General features: G+C 65.6%; 16 protein-coding genes. 10 read left to right on the top strand and 6 right to left on the bottom strand.

Going from position 1 to position 17769, the window contains the following annotated elements; genetic code table 11:
• Positions 1–23: 23 nt before the first annotated feature.
• From glcF to K6301_RS02285, 3 genes are read right to left on the bottom strand one after another with little or no spacing between them, the layout of a single operon-like run.
• The gene (glcF, locus tag K6301_RS02295; protein ID WP_247219003.1) at positions 24–1346 is read right to left on the bottom strand and encodes a glycolate oxidase subunit GlcF; all 1323 of its coding nucleotides are present in this window, start codon (positions 1344–1346) and stop codon (positions 24–26) included.
• A 14-nt stretch (positions 1347–1360) separates the two neighbouring features.
• Positions 1361–2560: an FAD-binding protein gene (locus tag K6301_RS02290; RefSeq protein WP_281505875.1), complete on the bottom strand. Its 1200-nt coding sequence runs from the start codon at positions 2558–2560 to the stop codon at positions 1361–1363.
• Positions 2557–3993, bottom strand: a complete 1437-nt coding sequence (locus K6301_RS02285; RefSeq protein ID WP_247219001.1) for an FAD-linked oxidase C-terminal domain-containing protein — start codon at positions 3991–3993, stop codon at positions 2557–2559. The genes K6301_RS02290 and K6301_RS02285 overlap by 4 nt, the downstream gene beginning before the upstream one ends.
• A gap of 106 nt (positions 3994–4099) precedes the next feature.
• Between K6301_RS02285 and K6301_RS02280 the strand changes: the two genes are divergently transcribed.
• Together K6301_RS02280 and K6301_RS02275 are read left to right on the top strand one after the other, a co-directional pair.
• Positions 4100–4996, top strand: a complete 897-nt coding sequence (locus K6301_RS02280; RefSeq protein ID WP_134648981.1) for a LysR family transcriptional regulator — start codon at positions 4100–4102, stop codon at positions 4994–4996.
• A gap of 15 nt (positions 4997–5011) precedes the next feature.
• A complete protein-coding gene (locus K6301_RS02275; protein WP_247219000.1) occupies positions 5012–5521 on the top strand; it encodes a hypothetical protein in 510 nt (169 codons plus the stop codon).
• Positions 5522–5536: 15 nt separating this feature from the next.
• Here K6301_RS02275 and K6301_RS02270 read toward each other — a convergent pair whose 3' ends face one another.
• The gene (locus K6301_RS02270; RefSeq protein WP_247218998.1) at positions 5537–6814 is read right to left on the bottom strand and encodes a DUF3422 family protein; all 1278 of its coding nucleotides are present in this window, start codon (positions 6812–6814) and stop codon (positions 5537–5539) included.
• A gap of 141 nt (positions 6815–6955) precedes the next feature.
• Between K6301_RS02270 and K6301_RS02265 the strand changes: the two genes are divergently transcribed.
• The 6 genes from K6301_RS02265 (at position 6956) to K6301_RS02240 (ending at position 13097) form a co-directional block, all read left to right on the top strand.
• Complete coding sequence (locus K6301_RS02265; RefSeq protein WP_247220457.1) at positions 6956–7750, top strand: FadR/GntR family transcriptional regulator; 795 nt, start codon at positions 6956–6958, stop codon at positions 7748–7750.
• Positions 7751–7833: 83 nt separating this feature from the next.
• On the top strand, positions 7834–8346 hold the full coding sequence (locus K6301_RS02260; RefSeq protein WP_247220455.1) for an NUDIX hydrolase: 513 nt from the start codon (positions 7834–7836) through the stop codon (positions 8344–8346).
• Between the two features lie 71 nt (positions 8347–8417).
• The gene (locus tag K6301_RS02255; RefSeq protein WP_247218996.1) at positions 8418–9923 is read left to right on the top strand and encodes an inorganic phosphate transporter; all 1506 of its coding nucleotides are present in this window, start codon (positions 8418–8420) and stop codon (positions 9921–9923) included.
• Positions 9924–9933: 10 nt separating this feature from the next.
• Entirely contained in the window at positions 9934–10671 is a 738-nt protein-coding gene (locus K6301_RS02250; protein WP_247218994.1) for a 16S rRNA (uracil(1498)-N(3))-methyltransferase, read from the top strand.
• A gap of 136 nt (positions 10672–10807) precedes the next feature.
• Positions 10808–12181 carry a glutamate--cysteine ligase gene (locus K6301_RS02245; protein ID WP_247218992.1) on the top strand — a complete coding sequence of 458 codons (1374 nt, stop codon included), beginning with the start codon at positions 10808–10810 and terminating at the stop codon, positions 12179–12181.
• An 85-nt stretch (positions 12182–12266) separates the two neighbouring features.
• Positions 12267–13097: a DUF937 domain-containing protein gene (locus K6301_RS02240; RefSeq protein WP_247218991.1), complete on the top strand. Its 831-nt coding sequence runs from the start codon at positions 12267–12269 to the stop codon at positions 13095–13097.
• A gap of 54 nt (positions 13098–13151) precedes the next feature.
• Here the strand turns inward: K6301_RS02240 and K6301_RS02235 are convergent, their stop codons facing one another.
• Both K6301_RS02235 and K6301_RS02230 read right to left on the bottom strand, forming a co-directional pair.
• Positions 13152–15401: a methyl-accepting chemotaxis protein gene (locus K6301_RS02235; protein WP_247218988.1), complete on the bottom strand. Its 2250-nt coding sequence runs from the start codon at positions 15399–15401 to the stop codon at positions 13152–13154.
• A 266-nt stretch (positions 15402–15667) separates the two neighbouring features.
• A complete protein-coding gene (locus K6301_RS02230; RefSeq protein WP_247218986.1) occupies positions 15668–15964 on the bottom strand; it encodes a DUF1127 domain-containing protein in 297 nt (98 codons plus the stop codon).
• A gap of 274 nt (positions 15965–16238) precedes the next feature.
• Here K6301_RS02230 and K6301_RS02225 point away from each other — a divergent pair, with 274 nt between their 5' ends.
• A complete protein-coding gene (locus tag K6301_RS02225; RefSeq protein ID WP_247218984.1) occupies positions 16239–17192 on the top strand; it encodes a LysR substrate-binding domain-containing protein in 954 nt (317 codons plus the stop codon).
• Positions 17186–17758, top strand: coding sequence for a GNAT family N-acetyltransferase (locus tag K6301_RS02220; RefSeq protein WP_247218982.1), 573 nt, complete (start codon positions 17186–17188; stop codon positions 17756–17758). Before K6301_RS02225 ends, K6301_RS02220 begins: the two co-directional genes overlap by 7 nt.
• The last annotated feature ends 11 nt before the right edge of the window (positions 17759–17769 follow it).

The raw sequence follows: 17769 nt of genomic DNA, 5'->3' as shown, positions 1-17769 counted from the left end.
GCCTGGATCAGAGAATGCCGGCTTCAGGCCGGCATTTTCGTTGCAAGGCTTGAGATCGCCACGGGCTTCTCACCGCCATAGGCCCAATCGAGCAATTCCACCGTATGCAGGATGGGCACGGCGGTTCCAGTCGCGATCTGCGTGATGCAGCCGATATTACCGGTGGCGATGAGGTCAGGCTTCGTCGCCTCGATGTTCCTGACCTTGCGCGCCTTCAGCTTGGCCGAGATTTCCGGCTGCAGGATATTGTAGGTGCCGGCCGAGCCGCAGCAGAGATGGCCTTCCGCAGGATCGCGCACCGTAAAGCCCGCCTTTTTCAACAGCGTCTTCGGCGCCATGGTGATCTTCTGGCCGTGCTGCATGGAGCAGGCCGAGTGATAGGCGACCGTCAGCCCCTTCGCATCCTGTTGCGGCAGCTCGAGGGTCGCGAGATATTCCGTCACATCCTTGGCGAGGGCCGAGACGCGCGCCGCCTTGCCCGCATAAACGGGGTCGAGCCGCAGCATGAAACCGTAATCCTTGATCGTCGTGCCGCAGCCGGAGGCGGTGATGATGATGGCGTCGAGCCCACCCTTCTCCACTTCCGCAAGCCAGACATCGACATTGCGCCGCGCGGCCTCCAGCGCCTGCGCCTCCCGGCCCATATGGTGGACGAGCGAACCGCAGCAGACCTCCCCGGCCGGCGCCACGACCTCGACGCCGAGCCGGGTCAGAAGCCGGATCGTCGCTTCGTTGATGCCGGGCTTGAGCACCGGCTGGGCGCAGCCGGACAGGATCGCCACCCGCCCGCGACGCGTGCCGGCGGCGTCATATGTGCCCGGCTTCGAACTGGCGGAGGCCTTCGGCAACGTCTTCGGCGCCAGATCCAGCATCGCGCCGAAGGGTTCGAAGGCCTTGAAGCGCTTGAAAAATCCGGCAAAGGGCCGGCCGAGCGCCGCAGCCTTCAGCGCGAGGCGAAAGCGCGATGGATAGGGCAGCGTCGCCGCCAGGATATTGCGCGTCAGGCGGTTCCAGAACGGCCGCCTGTAGGTCTCCTCGATATGCATGCGCGCGTGATCGACCAGATGCATATAGTCCACGCCGGAGGGACAGGTGGTCGTGCAGGCGAGGCAGGAGAGGCAGCGATCGATATGGGTGACCACCTCGGCATCCGCCGGGCGTCCGTTTTCCAGCATGTCCTTGATGAGATAGATGCGCCCGCGCGGACTATCCAGTTCATTGCCGAGCGTCACATAGGTCGGACAGGTCGCCGTGCAGAATCCGCAATGCACGCATTTGCGCAGGATCTTTTCCGACGTCGCGACATGGGGATCGGCAAGCTGTTCGGCGGTGAAATTGGTTTGCATCAGCGGGTGTCCTGTCAGCCGATCATGCGGGATCTGAAAAGCCCGGCCGGATCGAAACTTGCCTTCACGGCGGTCTGGAGAGCGGTGACGGCGTCGGTTTGCGGCTGGAAGATTTCCGTCGTGGAAAGCACCTCCGGCCGGGCGCGCAGCAAAGTGGCATGGCCGCCGCCGACGGCCTTGATGTAGCGGCGCAGCAAGGCGGCTTCCGGATCGCTTTCCATGCGCAGCCAGACCAGACCGCCCTGCCAGTCGTAAAAGGCATCGACGCCCGCTTCGAGGCGCAGGGCCGCGACAAGCTGCTGGCCGGCCGTGGGCGCAACGGAGACCCGCCAGAGCGGGCGCGACGTGCCATCCGCATAGGGCGCGGCATCGCGGATTTCGCGCCAGAGGCGCTGCGTCAGACCGGCATCGCATTGCGAGACCGCACCGAAGCCGGCCATGGCATCGGCAAGCTTCTGCGCCCGGACCGAAACGGACGCGGCAAGGCCTTCGAGACGCAGCACGGTCGCCGCTCCGTCCGGCAGCGCGCCGCCGGCAAACCGGCCCCGCACGCTTTCGGGCAGATGCGCGGCACCGGAGACTTCGACCGGCAGGCCCATGGCGGTGGCCATCGCCGCCGTGGCCTCGGCGTCGTTGAGACCGGAGATGACGATGGTGACGGCGGTCTCCGGCATCGGCAGGACCCGGAAGGTGACTTCCGTCAGGAGCGCGAGCGAACCGTGCGATCCGGCAAGCAGCTTCGCGAGGTCGAGGCCCGTGACGTTCTTCATCACGCGGCCGCCGGCCTTCACGATCTCGCCCTTGCCGTTGACGAAGCGCACGCCGAGCAGGCTGTCGCGCGCCGCACCCGCCACGAAGCGGCGCGGGCCGGAGGCGTTGGTCGCAAAGACGCCGCCGATGGTGGGAATGCCGGATGAGCCGAGAACGCCGCGCAGATCCACCGGCTCGAAGGCCAGCATCTGGCGGTTTTCGGCAAGGGCTGCCTCGACCTTTTCAAGCGGCGTTCCCGCCCGCGCCGTCATGGTCATCTCGGCGGGATTGTAGGCGACGATGCCGTTGAGGCCGCGCGTCGACAGTTGCTCAGCGCCATCGGCGGCCGGCAGCAGGCTGCGCGTGCCGCCACCGGAAATGGAGAAGGGCGTCGCGGACAGGCCGGCGATCATGACGAGGCGCGCTGCGGCCTCTTCGGAGAGCGGTTCATGGATCGGTGTCATGCGGCGGGGCGCCCTTCGAGCGGGAAGACCTTGGAGGGATTGAGCAGCCATTGCGCATCGAAGGCGGCGCGGACGGCCATCTGCTGGGCGAGATCGGCCTCGCTGTACTGGTGGCGCATCAGGTCGCGCTTCTCGATGCCGACGCCATGCTCGCCGGTCAGGCAGCCGCCGGCATCCACGCACAGTTTCAGGATTTCGTTGCCGGCGGCTTCCGCCCGCGCGGCATCGTCGGGATCATTGGCGTTGAAGAGGATGAGCGGGTGCATGTTGCCGTCGCCGGCATGGAAGACATTGGCGACGCGCAGGCCGTATTTCGCGACGATCTCGGCCGTACCGCGCAGGACATGCGGCAGCTGGCTGAGCGGCACGGTGCCGTCCATGCAGATATAGTCGGCGATGCGGCCCGTCGCGCCGAAGGCCGACTTGCGGCCCTTCCAGATGAGCGCCGCCTCGGTCGCGGACTGGCATTCCTTCACGACCTTGACGCCATGGCGCCCGGCGATCTCGATGATGCTGGCCAGCATGGCGTCCATTTCCGCCTCGGAGCCCTCGACCTCCACGATGAGCAGCGCCTCAACATCCATGGGATAGCCGGCCTGCGCGAAGGCTTCGCAGATCTCGATGGCCGGCTTGTCCATGAATTCGATGGCGACGGGGATGATGCCGGCGCCGATGACATCGGCTACACAGGCGCCGGCCTCTTCCGACGTATCGAAACCGAAGAGGACGGGACGCGCGCCTTCCGGCCGGGCGACGAGGCGCACGGTCGCCTCCGTGACGATGCCCAGCTGGCCCTCGCCGCCGCAGACGACGCCGAGAAGATCGAGGCCGCCGGCATCGAGCGCCTTGCCGCCGAGATCGACGATCGTGCCGTCGATCAGCACGAGCTTGACGCCGAGCAGGTTGTTGGTCGTCACGCCGTATTTCAGGCAATGCGCGCCGCCGGAATTCATGCCGATATTGCCGCCGATGGTGCAGGCGAGCTGCGAGCTCGGATCGGGCGCGTAGAAATAGCCGTCGGCGGAGACGGCATCGGATATCGCAAGATTGGTGACGCCGGCCTGGACGGTCGCGGTGCGGTTGGCGAAATCGACCTCCAGGATGCGCGCCATCTTGGAAAGACCGATGACGACGGCATCCTCCTGCGGGATCGCGCCGCCGGCAAGCGAGGTGCCCGCGCCGCGCGGCACGACCGGCACGCCATAACGGTGACAGTATTTCAGCACCGCGGCGACCTGCTGCGTGGTCTCGGGAAGGGCGACGGCGAGCGGCAGGCGGCGATAGGACACGAAGGCATCCGTCTCGAAGGGAACGAGTTCGCGCGGCTCATGCACGAGACAGCCTTCGGGCAGGAGATCGAGGAGATCGGCGACGATTTCACGCCGGCGCGAAAGAACCGCCGGGCGCGGCTCCAGAAACGCGATCTGATCCATATTTCGCCTCCCCAATCCAAAAGTGGTCTGTTTTCTTTACCACTTTCTCTCGGCCGGTGCAAATGATAAGCATTTTATCCGCTACGGAAACAATGGGCGCGACGGAATGACCAATCTCGGCGATCTCGAAATCTTCTCTCGCGTCATCTCCATGGGAAGTATGTCGGCAGCGGGGCGGGCATTGGGTCTATCCCCAGCCGTCGTGTCCAAGCGCGTGAAAAGGCTGGAGGAGCGCCTCGGCACCCGCCTCTTCCAGCGCACCACGCGGCAGATCTCGCTGACGGAGGCCGGACAGGGTTTCTACGAGCGCATCGTCGGCATTCTCGCCGGCATCGAGGAGGCGGAAGCCTTCGTGTCCGGCCGGTCCGGCGCGGTGCGCGGGACGCTGCGCCTTTCCGCCCCGACATCCTTCGGCCGCCTGCATATCGCGCCGCATCTGAAGGGCTTCATGGATGCCTATCCGGAGCTGATCGTCAATCTCGTGCTGACGGACGACTTCTCCGACATCGTCGGCGACGGCTTCGACCTGGCGATCCGCATCGGGGAGCTTTCCGATTCCTCGCTGGTCGCGCGGCGGCTTGCGCCGGTCCGGCGCGTGCTTTGCGCCTCGCCCGATTACATCGCCCGGCACGGCATGCCCGCGACACTTGCCGACCTCGCCGCGCATGTCTGCCTGCCGCCGCACACGCAGGACCTCTGGCGGCTCGAAGGCCCCGAGGGCAGCGTGAGTTTCCGGCCGCAGGGGCCGCTCTACACGAACTCCAGCGAGGTGGTGCGCGAGGCGGTGTTTTCCGGCATGGGGATTGCGCTGCGCTCGAGCTGGGATGTGGGGCCGGCGCTGAAGGATGGCGGCCTCGTGCAGGTGCTGCCGCAATATGAAGGCTCGCGCAACGTGGTCCTGTCCGCCGTCTATCCCAGCCGGCAATTCCTGCCGATCAAGGTGCGGCTGTTCATCGACTATCTCGCCGAACTCTATGGTTCCACGCCCTATTGGGAACATTGACCACAGGAGGAAGACATGACTGGCAGACTGAGCATGCTCGCACTTGCCTTCGGGCTCATGGCCTCCCCGGCGCTCGCCGCGCCGCTCGATCCACTGCTCGAAGGGTTCGATGACGCCTGCGACTACAGCGACGGGCTCGCGACACTGCTTCAATCGAGCTACGCCTTTGCCCGCAAGGAAGGCGACATCATCATTCCGGCAGGCTACGAGACGGTCTTCGGCCCGCCGACCGTCGCGCCCGTCGACGAGTACCTGCACATCACCCTGCCGGTGAGCGGCGGCACGTGGCGCGGCGTACCCGTGCAGGAAATCGAGGTCTTCATCACGGCGCTCGAAAGCGGCTTCAGCTCCCACGCCGTGATTTTCCCGGCAGGCGCGGTGAAGCAGGCGGAAGAGACCTTCAAGGCGCGGGGCGAGGCCGCGCAGGCGAAACTGACGGCGCAGGATGAGTCGGGCCTCGGATGGCAGACCGGCTTTTCGGTCATCGATGGTGTGCCGCGCTATATGTGCGACCTCTCCACCTGAGCCGGCGCAATCGTCTCAGTGCTTGTCTTCCTCGGCATGCCGGTTGCGGATCGCGCGGACGAGAAGCCACATGCCGACGATGACGAAAGGCACCGCGATGCCGGTCGCCGTTTCCGGCTTCACCGGCACGCCAAGCCCGTGCGCCGCCTTGGCGACATAGCCGAAGAGGCCAACGACGTAATAGGAGATCGCCGCCACCGAGAGGCCCTCGACGGTCTGCTGCAGGCGGAGCTGCAACCGTGCGCGGCGATCCATGGAGTTCAGCAGCGACGTGTTGAGCTGCTCCAGCTCCACGTCGATCCAGCTGCGCAGAAGCGCGGTGGCGCGGGCGAGCTTGCGCGACAGGTTGGCCTGCCGCTCCTCGACGGACTGGCAGGTCCGCATGGCAGGCGCCAGGCGCCGCTCCAGGAAGAAGCCGAGCGTCTCATAGCCGGGCACGGCGGTTTCCGCGAGCGTGCGGATGCGCTCCTGAACGATGCCGTAATAGGCCCGGCTGGCGCCGAACCGGTAGAGGCTGAGCGCGGCATTCGCCTCCAGTTCCGCGGCAAGGCGCGTGATCTCCGAGAGAAGCGCATCGGCCTTGTCGCGGGCGTGCTGCTTCATCGCATTGGTGATGCCCGTCAGCCCGTCCTCGATGCGGCGGATTTCCGGCGACAGCGACTGGGCGAGCGGCAGGCCCATCATGGCGAGCGTGCGGTAGGTCTCGATATCGAGCAGGCGCTGGACGAGCGCGCCGCGCCCGGCTTCCGTCATGCCCTTGTCGATGACGAGGATGGGGGTCAGCCCGTCGCCGTTCTGGCGGAAATCCGTGACGATGACGCCCTGGCCGTTCTTGATCTCGCTATAACAGAGACTGGTGGGATCGAAGGTGGCGATCGCCGCCCGCGTTTCCGGCGAGTCCGGGCGGATCTCCAGGCGAATGCCCGATATCAGCGTGCCGGGCGGCGAAAAGCTGTCGCCGAACGGATGGACGGGCACCTCGCCGCCGAAGGTCTCCGGCGCCGGCGCATCCCAGAAATAGGTCGAGAACTCGGTGTGCCGCTCCCAGCGCAGCGTGCCCTGCCCCCAGCTCAGCGCGTGGTGGTTGGAATCGCGGCCGGGCGGCGAGACCCCGCGCGAACGCGACAATTCGCCCATCACGGCGTGATCGACGGCCGAGCCCCCCTCGGTCAGGAACGCGAGCTGGAAAATGACGCGCGGCGACGGCACGAGCGCATACGGCCGTGCATGGATCTCTCCAAGAGCCTGCGCACGCATTGTCGCCTGCGGAAAGGCGAAGCTGCCCTTTGCCATGTCTGCACCTTCCCCTCACGTGCAACAGATCTTTCTTAACAAATGTCAGGGCGGCGGTGATGAGGCGCATTGACGCAGGCCACCCATGAGGATTGGACAAGTTTGTTGACCACTTTCCGTGTCGGTTGGTACTATCGCGCCGTGACCGAAACCGCGTTCGACCTCTTCGCCCCCATCAGCCATGACCGCACCGCCGACGAGGTCGTGCGGCAGATCGAGCTTTTGCTGCTGGAAGGCGTGCTGCGCGATGGCGACAGGCTGCCGGGCGAGCGCGAACTTTCCAAGCGCCTCGACGTCTCCCGGCCGATCCTGCGCGAGGCGCTGAAGGCGCTGGAAACCCGCGGCCTGCTCATCAGCCAGCACGGCGGCGGCACCTATGTCGCCGATATCATCGGCCAGGTTTTCTCGCCGGCTGTCGTGGACCTCATCGCCCGTCACCAGCGCGCGACCGGCGACTACATCGAATACCGGCGCGAGCTGGAGGGCATCACCGCCGAACTCGCCGCCCGCCGGGCGACGGACTATGACCGCCAGATGCTGACCCGCATCATGGACGCGATGCGGGAGGCCCACGCCGGCGGCTCCTTCGACGATGAACTGGAGACGGATGTCGAGCTGCACAACGCCATCGGCGAGGCGGCGCACAACATCGTGCTCCTGCACACGCTGCGCTCCTGCTACCGGCTGCTGGCGCAGGGGATCTTTTTCCATCGCCATCTCGTTTTCTCCTCGCAGGAAGCCCGCGAACACCTTCTCGCGCAGCACGAGGCGATCTACGCCGCCATCATGGCCCGTGACGGAAACGCGGCACGAAATGCCGCTCAGGCGCATATGGACTATATTGCCGTCGCTATCCGCGAAGCCGAACGCAGCGGAGAATGGCAACGTATTTCCCAGCTGCGCATGCAAAAGCGCAATCTTCCCGCAAAAGCCTGACTTGCGCTGCAATCTGCGCGCAAGCAAGATATGTCACAAAGCGACTCGACACGCACGTCCCGACACGAGGAATGAAAAAGACCTTGAACATTCTCAGCCGCATCGCAAGCGACGTCCAGCTCATGTTCCGCAGGCCCGTCCGGGAACAGTATGGCGCGCTGTGCTATCGGCTGAAGAAGAAGCGCTCGGCGGTCGAAGTGCTGCTGATCACCAGCCGCGATACCGGGCGCTGGGTCATACCGAAGGGCTGGCCGATGGACGGTAAGAGCGCTGCCGCCGCGGCCGCGCGCGAGGCCTGGGAAGAGGCCGGCGTCAAGGGCGTGATCACCCAGGAGGCGGTCGGCGACTATCATTACATGAAGGGTCTGCCGGAGGGGCTGAAGGTGGATTGCCGGGTGCGCGTCTTTGCGCTCGCCGTCGACGACATCTGCAAGAACTTTCCGGAAAAGAACCAGCGGCGCGCCGAATGGGTCGATTGCACCGAAGCGGCCAACCGCGTTCAGGAACCCGGATTGAAGAGGCTCTTGCTCGCCTTCGAGCAGAGAATCCTCTCCGGGCTTCCCCCGATCGCGAAAAACGGCACGACCGGCGCCTGACACGGCCTTCGCCATATTGCCGCCTATGCCATGAGGCGTTACTGCCTCTCGGCAAAACTGGAGCAGCATGAATGGCCAATTCTCAAGTCCAGCTTCGCAAGCCGACGCTGGACAAGGACCTGGAAAAACTCACCTTCACCGAACAGGCCACGCATTTCGTGCTGCGCTCCTGGACGGGTGCGGGCATTTCACTGGTCTTCCTGCTCCTGACGATGGCCATCGCCCATACATTCGCCACCGGCACGCCCGGCGTTCTCGTCATCGCCGTCACCGCTGCGCTGGCCGCCTACATGGCCATGAACATCGGCGCGAACGACGTGACGAACAATGTGGGCGCGGCCGTGGGTGCCCGTGCGATGAGCATGGGCGTGGCGCTCGCAATCGCCGCCGTCTTCGAGATCGCGGGCGCGCTTCTGGCCGGTCGCGGCGTTGCCGAGACCGTCGCCTCCGGCATCCTCGACCGCGCGAACTTCCCGAGCCCCGAAGTCTTCGCCTGGGCGATGATGGCCGCCCTCGTCTCGGCTGCGATCTGGATCAATATCGCAACGCTCGCCAACGCGCCGATCTCCACCACGCACGCCATCATCGGCGGCGTCATCGGCGCGGGTGCCGCGGCAAGCGGCCTGGACAGCGTGCAGTGGGAGGCGATGGGGCTCATCGTCGTGAGCTGGACCGTCTCGCCGATCCTTGGCGGCGTCATCGCCGCGCTGTTCCTGTTCTTCATCAAGGAACTGATCATCTACCGCGAGGACAAGATCGCGGCGGCAAAGACCTGGGTTCCGGTTCTTGTGGCCGTCATGGCCGGCGCATTCTCCGCCTTCCTCGCCACGGGCGGCACCAACGGCTTCTATCATATGCCGATCGGTGACGCGTTGATCGTGGGCCTCGTCGTGGGTGTCCTGACCTATGTCGTGACGCGGCCGATCGTGCGCCGCCATGCCGAGGGCCTGGACAATCGCAACCAGTCGCTGCGCACGCTGTTCCGCCTGCCGCTCATCTGTTCGGCGGCACTTCTATCCTTTGCCCATGGGGCCAACGACGTATCGAACGCGGTCGGTCCGCTCTACGGCGTGGTCGCGGCACTGGGCGAGAATGGCGGCGGCCCCGGTGGTGCGGCCATTCCGCTCTGGGTGATGGTCATCGGCGCCTTCGGCATCTCGCTCGGCCTGCTGCTGTTCGGCCCTCGCCTCATCCGCATCGTCGGCAGCGAGATCACAAAGCTCAACCCGATGCGCGCCTTCTGCGTGGCGCTCTCCTCCGCCGTGGCGGTGCTGACGGCATCTGCCTTTGCCATTCCGGTTTCCTCGACACATATCGCCGTCGGCGCGGTGTTCGGGGTCGGCCTGTTCCGCGAATGGTACACGCGCAATTCGCAGCGCCGCATCGACTATATCCGCAGCCGCGGCAACGGCATTGCACCCGAAGAGCCATCGGCCAATCCCGAGGAGACACGCCGCCGCTATCTGGTCAGGCGTTCCCACTTTATGACGATCGTCTCCGCCTGGATCGTGACGCTGCCGATCTCGGCGGTGCTGTCCGCCGTCGTCTTCCTTGCCCTCAACGCCGTGTTCAGCTGAGAGACCGATCATGCGTGCCAATTACCGGATGCAGCGCCTCTTCGTGGACGATGCGCTTGCGGCGGACCAGCCGTTCGAAGCCTCCAAAGACCATTTTCATTACCTGACGAACGTGCTGCGCATGGGCGAAGACGACGCGGTGCTGCTGTTCAACGGGCGGGACGGGGAATGGCGCGCCGCGCTGTCCTTCCCCACCCGCAAGCGCCTCGTGCTGACCCCCGTCGAACAGACGCGCCCGCAGCCCGCCCCTTCCGACCTGCATTACCTGTTCGCGCCGCTCAAGGTCGGGCGGCTGGACTATCTCGTGCAGAAGGCGGTGGAAATGGGCGCAGGCGTGCTTCAGCCGGTGATGACCCAGCACGTGCAGGGCAAGATTACCAATCTCGAGCGGCTGGAGGCGAATGCCGTGGAAGCCGCCGAACAATGCGGCATCCTGGCCATCCCGCGCGTTGCCGCCCCGCGCAAGCTGGACGATCTCATCTCCGACTGGCCGCGGGACCGCCGTATCATCTTCTGCGACGAGGGGCATGGCAGCCAGAACCCCCTGGCCGTCCTGCGTGATGTCAAGGAGCGCAAGCTCGCCCTTTTGGTCGGCCCCGAAGGCGGCTTTTCTGACGAGGAACGCGCGCTGCTGCGGGGGCTGGATTTCGTGACACCCATTCCGCTCGGCCCGCGAATCCTGCGCGCCGATACCGCGGCCGTCGCGGCGATGGCCGTGATCCAGGCGACCATCGGCGACTGGGAATGATTTTCCCCAAAAGTCGAATGGGTTTTTTTGAATCTGCCTTGAAAGGAATTTGCTTGCACCGCATTTAATTCCGGTTCAAGCACCCTCCCAAGGCCCTGCGGTTCTGCCGGGCATATCCGTTCAGAAGAAGACGCCCATGGCCCGTGACACCACCGACCAGACGCCGATCCGCACCGTTGCGGAAATGGCGGACTATCTCGCCGCCGGCAACAAGCCGAAGGAGAAGTTCCGCATCGGCACCGAGCACGAGAAATTCGTCTTCTTTACGGCCGACAACAGCCCCGTTCCCTATTTCGGCGATGCGAGCATTTCCGCACTGCTCAACGGCATGCAGGTCAAGACCGGCTGGGAGCCGATCATGGATGCCGGCAAGATCATCGGCCTTGCGGAACCCTCGGGCATGGGCGCGATCTCGCTGGAGCCGGGCGGCCAGTTCGAGCTGTCGGGCGCGCCGCTGGAAAACCTGCACCAGACCTGCAAGGAATCCAACCAGCATCTCGCCACGCTGCGCGAGGTCGCCGAACCGCTCGGCATCCGCTTCCTCGGCATGGGCGGCAGCCCGAAATGGTCGTTTGCCGAAACGCCGCGCATGCCAAAGAGCCGCTACGACATCATGACCCGCTACATGCCGAAGGTCGGCAGCCAGGGCCTGGACATGATGTACCGCACCTGCACGATCCAGGTGAACCTCGATTTCTCCTCCGAAGCCGACATGCGTCGCAAGATGCAGGTGTCGCTGAAGCTGCAATCGCTCGCGACCGCGCTCTTCGCCTCCTCGCCCTTCACCGACGGCAAGCCGAACGGGCTCCTGTCCTGGCGCGGTGACATCTGGCGTGACACTGACAACCAACGCGGCGGGCTCATTCCCTTCGCCTTCGCGCCGGATTTCGGCTTCGAGGACTATGTGACCTGGGCGCTCGACGTGCCGATGTATTTCATCGTCCGCGACGGCAAGTACCACGACTGCACGCATGTCACGTTCCGCCAGTTCATGGCGGGTGCGCTGAAGGGCGAGGTCGCGGATTACGAGCCGAATTTCGGCGACTGGACGAACCACCTCTCCACGCTGTTCCCCGATGTGCGCCTCAAGCGGTTCCTGGAAATGCGCGGCGCCGATGGCGGCCCGTGGCGCCGCATCTGTGCGCTGCCCGCCTTCTGGGTGGGTCTGCTTTATGACGACGGCGCGCTCGACGCCGCCGAGGCACTGACCCGCGACTGGACCTTCGAGGAGGTCTCGGCGCTGCGCGACGCCGTGCCGGCGCAGGGGCTGCGCGCCGAATTCCGCGGCAAGCCGCTCTTCGATGTCGCCCGCGAGGCCCTCGCCATCGCCCGCCAGGGACTTGTCGCGCGCGCGCGCCTGAATGGCGATGGCGTCGATGAAAGCGTGTTCCTCGCACCGCTCGACGAAGTGCTGGCCAAGAAGGCGACGCTCGCGGAAGACATGCTGGCGCTCTACCATGGCCGCTGGAACGGCTCCGTCGAGCCGGTCTTCAGTGAGTACCAGTACTGACATCACGCCAGAAAGCGGTTTGCGCGGCGGAAATTCCCATTATACTCAAGGCGCATACACGCCTGCCAGGGGAAGGGTCTCGCCGATGCAATCGCTCTACGACATGATCATGCAGGCCCAGAACGGCAACGCGGTGGAGATCATGGCGCGGCAGTTCGGGCTTGCGCAGGAGCAGGCGGCGAAGGCCGTCGCCGCCCTGATGCCGGCCTTTTCCGAGGGCTTCAAGCGCAACGCCGCAAACCCCTATGACATGGCCGCCTTCATGAAGGCGCTGACCACGGGCGAGCACGCCAAGTATTTCGAGGACGTTTCCAAGGCCTTCACGCCGCAGGGCCTTGCCGAGGGCAACGGGATCCTCGGCCACCTCTTCGGCAACAAGGACGTGTCGCGCGCCATCGCCGCGCAGGCCGCGCAGATGACCGGCATCGGGCAGGAAATCTACAAGCAGATGCTGCCGGTCATGGCCAGCACGCTGATGGGCGGCCTCTTCAAGCAATCCTTCGCCCCGTTCTTTCCCGGTGCGCAGGCTGGTGGCGCATCCGCCAATCCCTTCGCCGACATGATGCAGCAATGGGCCGAAGCCTCGGGCCTTGCGAAGAAGCCCGAGCCGGCCAATCCCTTCACGCAGGCCGCGCAGGAGTTCTTCGGCACGAAGAAGGAAGCGCCTGCCGCCAATCCCTTCACCGACAATCCCTTTGCAAAAGCTTTCCAGGACATGATGGCCGGAATGGCGGGCCAGCCCGCGGCAAGCGAGAAACCGCAGGAACCGAATGGCGCCCCCGCCGACGCGCTCAAGTCGCTCGTCGGTACGATGTTCGATACCGGGCTGGAAATGCAGAAGGACTACCAGCGCAACGTCGAGGCGATCTTCGAGACGATCCGCAACGGCATGGACAACGAGAGCAGCAAGGCCTGACGGCCTCACGCTGCCCTGAAGTGAGGGCCGCGGCCGCGACTTCCACCGTGAACTCTACGCCGCAGCCCGCGTCCGCGCCGCATCGCCGGGCAGGTTGAAGCGTTCGACGATGGCGGCCAGCGCGCGCGTATCGCCGGCGAGGCCGGACATGCCGGCCGCAGTCTCGGAAACCGCCTGGCGGTTCTGCGCCGTGACCTGCTCCATCTCGTTCATCGACCGGCTGATATCGCCGAGGCTGGACGATTGCTGGTTGGCGGCGGCGGCAATCGAGTGGATGTGGTCGCTGATGCGGGTGACCTGCTCGGCGATGCCCGAAAGGGCCGACCCGGCCTGCTGCACGAGATCGACGCCCTTCGCCACTTCCGTGCCGGATTTAGTGATGAGCGCCTTGATGTCCTTGGCGGCATTGGCCGAGCGCTGGGCGAGTTCACGCACCTCCTGCGCCACGACGGCGAACCCCTTGCCGGCCTCGCCCGCGCGCGCCGCCTCCACGCCGGCATTGAGCGCCAGCAGGTTCGTCTGGAAAGCGATCTCGTCAATGACGTTGATGATGGAGGAGATCTCGCGCGAGGCGCCCTCGATCCGCTCCATGGCGGCCACCGCATCGGTGACGACGCCGCTCGAAAGGTCCGTGCTGCGCTTGGCGTCCGTCGCCATGCGTGACGCTTCGTCGGCGCGCTCGGTGGAATTGCGAATGGCTTCCAACATCTGGCCCACGGCGCCGGAGGTACGCTCCAGTGCCGCCACCTGGCTTTCCGTGCGCTCGGCGATGTCGCGGGCGGCGGCATCGACATGCACGACCTTGCTGTCGATCGAGCGCGCGCTGGAGGAGACGGCGGCAATGGTTTCCGCAAGGCGGCGGACCGACGTGTTGAAATCGGCGCGCAGCTCGTCCAGCCCGTCCGCGAACGTCCGGTCGATGACGGTCGAGAGGTCGCCGGCCGACAGGCGCTCCAGCGCCGCACCGAGTGTGGCGACGGCCTCCTGAACCTCGCGCTGCTGGGCGGCCTTGGCCGCTTCCTGCGCCGCCTGTTCGCGGGCGGACGAGGCGCGCGCTTCGGCGGTCGACCGTTCGAGTGCGTCCTTTTCCAGCGCGGCGGTGCGGAAGACCGCGACGGAACGCACCATGTCGCCGATCTCGTCGGCGCGGCCTTCCTTCGGCAGGTCGATCTGCGTGTTGCCGGCTGCAAGCGCCGTCATCGCCTTGACGAGCTGGTGGATGGGACGCGTGAGCGCGCGCGAGAAGATCGTGGCCGCGAGAATGGCAAGCGCGATGATGGCGGCGGTGACGCCGAGCACGACGAGCGTGCCGCGCATCAGGCCGGCGGTCGCTTCCGCCCGGCTGATCTTCGCCACGACGGACCATTCGGCACTGCCGAAGGATAGCGGTGCGGCTGCGGCAAACAGTTCCGTCCCCGTCGCATCGGTGATCGTGCCGTGGGTTTCGCTGCCGACGGGCAGGTTCGTGATGTCGAGGCGAACCTTCAGCGCATCGTAGTCGGGCGTGCGGGGTGCATCCGTGAGGACCATGCCGTCGGCGCGCACGAGCACGGTTTCCCCGGTTTCGCCGAGGCCCTTGCTGTTGGCGAAGATCGTGTCGAGCTTGGCGTTGGGCACGCGGATCGCCATGATGCCGAGCGTGCGGCCGTTCATGGTGATGGGTGCGGCCAGAAACGCTGCCGGCGCACCGCCGAGCGCCGCATATTCGGCGAAGTCGGAAAAGACGGCCGCCCCGGGCTCCTTGAGGGCCATGGCCTGCGTGAAGGCCGCTGCCAGACCGCTGCCCTTGTAGGGGCCGTCAACGAGGTTCGTGCCGAAATCCTCGGCCTTGGCCACCGAATAGAGCACGTTGCCCTTGGGGTCGATCATGTAGATATCCGCATAGCCGAGCGATTCGAGATGCTTGCGGAAGGTCGCGTGATACTGCTTGTGCGACCGGTCGAAATTGTCCTTCTTGGCGGTATCGAGCAGGTAGCGCGCGGACGGCGGGTTCGGATTGTCGGCGATGTAGCGCTTGTGCAGCTCCTTCGAGGGCTCCGCGCCCAGCGCGCCCCACGCGCCGGCGAACCCGTAGAAGGCCTGCGTGGTCGGCATGGCGCTCGCCATGCTGATGAGGTCGAGCTTCATGCCCTCCAGATAGGCGCGGGTTTCGTTGCGCCGGCCGTCTGCCGTCGCCTCCAGCTTCTGCATGACCTGGTTCGTCACCGTTTCGGCGCTGACGACGAGAGAGACCGCGCTTGCGGCACCGATGGAAAGCAGCGTGAGCACGGCCGCGGCAAGGGGCAGTTTCCGGGAAATCCGCATGACGATCCGTCCAATAGAAAACGAGGCGGTGACCGGGTTCATCCGGAAGGCAGGCGGCATCATGCCCGTGGAGCGCTCCACGACTGCTGCGCAGACGGTATCCAAGTGTGGTTTACGTTAGGTAAAGCCGATTTGCCGGGCCGGCGGCATGAAAAAGCCCGGCGCGGACCTTGGAGTCGCACGCCGGGCAAGCAGCAGGGTTATTGGCTCTCACCCTGCGGGGAAGTCTGGCGGCGCCCGCGCGAAAGAGGGCGTGGCCGGGAGAATCAGTCCAGGCGGCCGGCGCGCAGGTGGCGGCGGGCGCGTTCGCGCGAGGCAAGCGTCAGGTGAAGGCCGGCATCGGAGAAGAACGAAGCAGCCCGCACGGCGTGCACATCACTGCGGCGCAGCCCCATGTCCAGAAGCTGGTGGTCGTCGAGCTCGTTGAGCCGGTTGACCATGCGGTGATTGCGCCAGGCGCGGAAGAATCCGGAGGCAGCGGTACGGACACGCGCCAAGACGGTCGGGACCGGGCGGCGTGCTGCAGTCGTCTCAATTTCAAAGTTACGGTCGATCATGCGCATGGCACTTCTCCTTTCCGGCGCAGCGGTCCATCGTCTTCGATGGGGTTTCGCGGGACGCCAATGATCGTTCGCCATCCGCAGGGGATCGGACGGCGGTTCGGGGTCTCGGTCTCATAAGGGACGCCCGCGGGAGGTCGAAGCGAGCGGCATATCTGCCGAACGAAGGCCCGGCGGACGGAGCAATCGTTCAACAATTGCTTTTTCGCAGAATCCCATTGATCAGTCCAACGAATGTTTCTAATAGTATCAATCAAACAATCTGATGAGTTTATCCATGTCCGCTCCGCTCGACATCGACCAGCTGCAGACCTTCGTCTCGATCGCAGATACCGGGAGCTTCACACGCGCCGCCGAGCGGGTGTTCAAGACCCAGTCGGCCGTCTCCATGCAGATGCGCCGCCTGGAGGAGCGCATCGGCAAGCAGCTCTTCATGAAGGATGGCCGCGGCAACCGGCTGACGGCCGAGGGCGAACGACTGCTGAACTATGCCCGCCGGATGCTGCGCCTCAACAACGAGGCCATCGCCGCCTTCGATGACAACCGGCTGGAAGGCATGCTACGCATCGGCACGCCCGACGACTATGCCGACCGCTACATGCCAGAGATCATCATGCGGTTCGCCAAGACGCATCCGAATGTCGAGCTCTACATCGTCTGCGAGCCCTCGGTGGATCTGGCCGAGAAGATGGCGAAGGGCGAGCTCGATATTGCGCTCGTCACCCACAATCCGCGCCAGCGCCACTCCGACGTCGTGCGCACCGAGCCGCTCTGCTGGGTGATGTCGGCGAACCATCCGCTGCCGGAAAACGCGCCCGTGCCGCTTGCCGTGGGCCGGCGCGACTGCCAGTGGCGGCAGATCGCCTGCGGGGCGCTCGATTCGGTGGGGCGCGACTACCAGGTCCTGTTCACCAGCTGGTCGTCGACCGTCGTCGCCGCCGCCGTCATGGCCGGCATGGCCGTGTCCGTCTTGCCGGAATCGGCGCTGCGTCCCGGCATGAAGGTGCTGACGCAGGCGGACGGCTTTCCGTCTCTCGCGCCGGTCCAGATCGGCATCATGCGCCGGCCGGGCCTGTCGCCGTCGCTTTCCAACGCCATTACCAGCCATATTACCGCTTGCCTCGACAACATCACGCCGATGGCCGCCGCCGAGGACCTGACGGATGCCGAAGTCAAAGTGTTTCCGCGTCTTCCGCGGCATCGGCCGGGACAGATCCTGCCCGGATGGTAACGCAGCTTCCGCTTGATGGCGCCCCTCTCGTCAAGAACGGGCCGACCGGTGTCATCACCCGGCTCGCCCGCGACGACGAGGCGGAAACGCTCTGCCAGATCGAACGGTCGGCCGCGCAGGCTTTCCGGCTGATCGAAGCCTTCTCGTGGCTGTCGGTCGGGGATGTGCAGAGTGCCGAAACGCATCGCAGGCTCACCGCCGCCGGTACCAACTGGGTGGCGGCGGACGGCAGCGGCCGGCCGCTTGGCTTCCTGAGCGCGGAAGTCGCCGGCAGCGACCTCCATATCTGCGAGATATCGGTGAGCCACCTTCACCAGGGATTCGGACTCGGCCGCAGGCTCATCGAACACGCCATCGAAAATGCCGCGGCGCGTGGCCTCGAGGCCGTGACGCTCACGACCTTCCGCACCATTCCCTGGAACTGCCCGTTCTACGAGCGGCTCGGATTCCGCATTCTGGAGGACGGCGAACTCTCGCCGCGCCTGCTCGAGCTCATGGACCGCGAGGATGCCGACGGTCTTTCGCGCGATACGCGATGCGCGATGCGGCTGGACATCAGCGCCTGAAAAGACGGCGC

Source organism: Shinella oryzae (assembly GCF_023038235.1).
GTDB lineage: Bacteria > Pseudomonadota > Alphaproteobacteria > Rhizobiales > Rhizobiaceae > Shinella > Shinella sumterensis.
This window is presented reverse-complemented; position numbering and strand designations above follow the sequence as displayed.